Raw genomic sequence first — 4,930 nt, forward strand, 5'->3', positions numbered from 1 at the left:
GCCTCTTTGTGCTTTCGAATAACCGTCCTTTCTCCTTCAGGCAGAGGAGGCGGAACTGGTTCACCAACCAACCGCGTCGCCGCCGCAAATCTAGGCGGGCAAACTGAATAGCAAGTTCCACATTTAATACATTTATCCTGTTCGACTATATGGACTTCGCCTTTGGCACTAATAATCGCATCGGCAGGACATCTCCGCGCGCAAGTCATACAGGCCTGGCACTTCGTCGGGTCAATCCAATACGAGGCTACGTTAGTTAGCATGTCGGCTACTTCTTCCAGGGTGAAATGCGCCGCGCACTCTTCCGGGGTCGTCAGGCGTGCCCTGAGTTTCTCCCGTTTCTCCACCTTAATATAGGGAACCAGCTTCATCACTTCGGCAAGCCGGGCTTTCATTTCTACTCGGCTTACTTCGCCTTCAGCTTGACCCAGCGGTCCTAACTCTTTAATTTGCTTAACAAACTCATTGGTACTTTCAGCAAACAGGTTCCCTTCAGCGCCTGAAACATGTTGCAGTCTTAACCTGCCGGGATTTATACCAACGTGTTCCATTATTCTTTTAACCAGCAGCACCATATTTTGTGCCTGGTAATTGCCATGCGTTATATAATTGCATTCATTTAAGTGGCAAGCGCCAATAAACACTCCGTCTAATCCGTTTGAGAAGGACCTGAGCACAAAGCTCATGTCAACTCTACCGGAACACATGACACGAATCAGCCGCATTTCAGTTGTGTATTGTAGTCTGGAAACTCCAGCCAGATCAGCAGCTCCGTATGCTCACCAGTGGCATACAAAACCAAGTATTCTTGGCTTAAATTTTCTTGCTGCACTCATCCATTCTCCCCTCCTTTGTTAGCAGTCTTATTGGACGCTATACTTCGTCAGCAGCCGCATCTATTTCTTTTAGGATATCTGCTTCATGAATCACTACGTCAATTTCGCTGTTAATCTCTTGATCGGTGAAGTGTTTTAATGAAATGGCCCCTGGCGGACATTTGGTATTACAGAGGCCACATCCTTTACACAGTACCGGGTTAACTTCAACCCTTTTGGCCTTATTTAACACCAGGGCGCCATATGTGCAGACTTCAACGCAGGCCCCACAGCCCATGCATTTCTTCTCATCTACCACGCATACAGAGCCGGACGCAACAACTGTATCACGGGAGAGGAGTGTTAAGACACGACCAGCTGCTCCATATGATTGGTTAATTGTTTCCGGTATATGCTTGGGATAGTGGGCCAATCCACACAGGTATACGCCTTCTGTTGCAAATTCAACCGGTCTTAATTTGACATGGGCTTCTTTAAAGAACCCGTCCGGGCTTAACACTACTTTAAATAAGTCGGCTAATTCTTTGGTGTCTGCGGAGGGAACTATAGCAGCCGCCAAAGATACTATATTAGCGTATAGTTCAAGTTTCTTACCGAGAACTGGATCGGTCACGGTAACTACCAGGCATTCTTCACCTTCATCATCCTCACCGACTTCTACCTCAGGCGGGTCTTCCGGCTCCCAGCGAATAAACCTGACTTCCTTGTCGGCCGCTTCACGGTAGAAATCTTCTTTTAATCCATATGTTCTCATGTCTCTAAAGAGGATGTAGACATCTTTCTCCGGATCTTGCTCTTTTAGGGACAGTGCATTTTTGACTGCCTCGCTGCAGCAGATGCGGGCGCAATATTTTCTATCTTCATTCCGGCAGCCTACGCATTGTAACATTACTATACTTTGGGCGTTCATGACTTTTTCGTCTTGTTGGGCTATTAGTTCATCCAGTTCCAGGTGGGTTACTACCCGTTCATCTTCGCCGTACATGTATTCGGTGGGTTGATATAATTCAGCTCCGGTAGCCAGTACGACGGCTCCGTGTTTTATTTCAAATTTGCCTGTTTCGGATACGCCCCTGGTCACGAAATTACCTACGTAACCGGTAGCTTCTGTGATGGTGGCTTTATGATAGACACGGATCATGGGATGTTGATATACTTGGCTGATTAGTTCACGCAAGTAAGCTTGCACATCCAGCCCTTCCAGGGTGTGGTGGACTCTTCTTGAGATACCCCCGAGCTCTGCGTTCTTTTCTATTAGGTGGACAGGGTGTCCCTGTTTGGCTATGGATAGTGCTGCGTTCATACCGGCGATACCGCCGCCAACCACTAAGGCAGTCTTATTTACTGACAGGTCAAATTCTTGTAAGGCCTCTAGGTGGGCTGCCCTGGCCACGGACATCCGGATGATATCCCAGGCTTTCTTGGTGGCTTCTTCCGGCTCTTTTGCGTGGACCCAGGAGTCGTGCTCACGGATGTTGGCGAATTCGAAGTAATACTGGTTTATACCGGCCTCACGTACGGTATCACGGAATAAAGGCTCCAGGGTTCTGGGGGAGCAGGCCGCGATAACTACGCGGTTGAGTCCTAGATCTCTGGTGATATCTGTTATTTCTTGAGCCGAGTTTGTTGCACAGGAAAATACCTGATTTGTTGCAAAAACTACATTAGGCAAGGTTTTACAATATTCCACTGTTGAAGGAATGTCTACTACTCTGCTGATATTGGCACCGCAATGGCAGACAAATACTCCGATCTTTGGTTCCTCAGCCGATACATCTCTTTCCGGCGGGTATACCCTTTCTGTGGACAGGTTGCCGCGTCTGTAGTCGAGGAGTTCACCGCATTGGGAGCCCGCTCCGCTGGCGCTGAAAACAGATTCCGGGATGTCTATCGGGCCCTGGAAGGCTCCGCTGACAAAGATTCCGGGTCTGGTGGTCTCCATGGGATTGGTGAGACTGATCTTGGCAAAATCATGACCGGTTAATTCAATGCCGAATGTATCAGCAATTTTGTGGGCTTCCAAAGGTGGATTCAAACCAATGGATAGCACCACCATGTCAAATTCTTCCTCTTTTATTCCTTCATCAGGAGTGGAATAGCGGATGGTGACGTTCTTGGTTACCGGGTCTTCCCTGGTTATTGATACATAGCTCCTGATGAAGCGAACTCCGGGTAAACTTGATGCTCTGGTATAGAATTGTTCAAAGTCCTTACCATAGGAGCGAATATCGTTGTGGAATATTGTGCATTCTGCTTCTGCGTCGTGATCTTTGGTTAAAATTACATGCTTCTGGGCGTAGGAGCAGCAGACAGCTGAGCAGTAGCTGTTACCGCCGGGGATAACCTGTCTGGAGCCAACGCATTGAATCCAGGCTAATTTATGGGGATGTTTCTTGTCTGATGCTCGCAGTATTTCACCTCCGTATGGTCCGGTGGCGCCTAGCAGGCGTTCAAAGTCCATACTGGTTACTACGTTGGCGTACTCGCCGTAGTGATATTCTGTTCTGACAGAGGGGTCATAGGGTTCAAAGCCGTTGGCTAGAATTACTGCCCCGACATTTACTTCGGTAATTTTATCTGTTTGCGTAAAGTCTATTGCGTTGTTTTCACATACTCCTTCGCAGAGTCGGCATTTGTTCTCTTTAAGGTAAAGGCAGCTGTCGTCTATATATGCTACCAGGGGTATGGCCTGTGGGAAGAAGACATGTACGGCTTTGTTATTTGATATATTTTGGTTATATTGGTCCGGGTATTGTGCCGGGCAGTATTCTACACAGGTAGCACAACCTGTACACTGTACCTCGTTGATATATTTAGGTCTGGTACGCAGTGTTACTTTAAAGTTTCCCGGGTCTCCTACAATATCTTCAACTTCAGTATAGGTGAGAACTTCTATATTTGGATGCCGGCCGACCTCGACCAGCTTTGGCGAGAGTATTCACATCGAGCAGTCGTTGGTGGGGAAGGTTTTGTCGAGCTGGGCCATATGACCGCCTATGCTCGGCCACTTTTCCACCATATATACTCTAAAGCCGGCGGTAGCTAAATCGAGCGAGGCTTGAATGCCGCTGATACCGCCACCTACTACCATTACATCGCCAAAATTGCCTTCTGAACGGCTGGTATATATTTGTTTAAGTTGTTGTTTTATTTCATTCTCCACTTTCTATCACCTCATTTCATATCCGATACTATGCATGCGCATGGGTACCTTAACCTCTTTGCCCATATAAGGGACAATCCTCTGCGGGAGGATTGTCCTCTTTGCTTTATATTAGTTCTTGGAGAACTTCCGTGAGGTCTTTTATTTCGATGGTGTTATCATAGTTCATGTTTACTCTTGCGTCTTCAAAGTTTGTGACGCAGTACGGACAGGTGGTTACCAGTTCTTGTGCTCCCAGGGCTACTGCTTGTTCTAATCTTAGGTTAACGAATCGATCGGCCATGAGAGTATCCACCCAGATCCTGCCACCGCCCATGCCGCAGCAGAGACTGTTTACCCGATTTTCTTCAAATTCTACTAGTTGTAGGCCAGGTATGTTCTTTAGCACGTCCCGGGGGGCGTCATAGATGTTATTGTGACGGCCCAGGTAACAGGGGTCATGGTAGATTACTTTTTTCGCGTATTCTTTTTTGAGTTGTAGTCTGCCTTCTTTTATTAGTTGGTTGATGTATTCGGAGATGTGCACTATCTCAAAGTTTACATTAAATTCAGGGTATTCGTTCTTAAAGGTATGGTAGCAGTGGGGGGAAGATACTATTATTTTCTTTACCCCGTGGTCGATCCAGCTTTTTATGTTGGCTTTGGCCAGTTCTTTAAACATTTCTTCGTTTCCGGTTTTGCGAATGCTTTCTCCGCAGCAGTTCTCTTCTTCGCCCAGGATTCCGTATTCCACGCCTGCTGCGTTGAGGACTTTTGCTGTTGCTACTGCTACTTTCTTTAAACGCGGGTCATAGCACAGGTAGCAGCCGGGGAAATACAGGGCTTCCATGCCTTCTTCGTAGGTCTTTACATTCAAGCCCTTGGACCAGTCGGCACGGTTAGCGCGCGGTTCGCCAAAGGGGTTGCCTTCTGCGCCCAGACCGGCGGTTAC

General features: G+C 47.5%; 3 protein-coding genes. All 3 read right to left on the reverse strand.

All coding sequences use genetic code 11. From position 1 onward, the window contains the following. On the reverse strand, positions 1 to 836 hold an 836-nt coding region (locus SPSYN_RS15435), incomplete at its 3' end, for a hydrogenase iron-sulfur subunit (RefSeq protein ID WP_161823376.1). Positions 837 to 873: 37 nt separating this feature from the next. After that, positions 874 to 3,927, reverse strand: a complete 3,054-nt coding sequence (locus SPSYN_RS15440) for a CoB--CoM heterodisulfide reductase iron-sulfur subunit A family protein (protein WP_161823378.1) — start codon at positions 3,925 to 3,927, stop codon at positions 874 to 876. A gap of 178 nt (positions 3,928 to 4,105) precedes the next feature. After that, the coding region (locus tag SPSYN_RS15445) for a (Fe-S)-binding protein (protein ID WP_161823377.1) at positions 4,106 to 4,930 on the reverse strand (825 nt) is incomplete at its 5' end.

Source organism: Sporotomaculum syntrophicum, from assembly GCF_009932395.1.
Taxonomy (GTDB): Bacteria; Bacillota; Desulfotomaculia; order Desulfotomaculales; family Desulfallaceae; genus Sporotomaculum; species Sporotomaculum syntrophicum.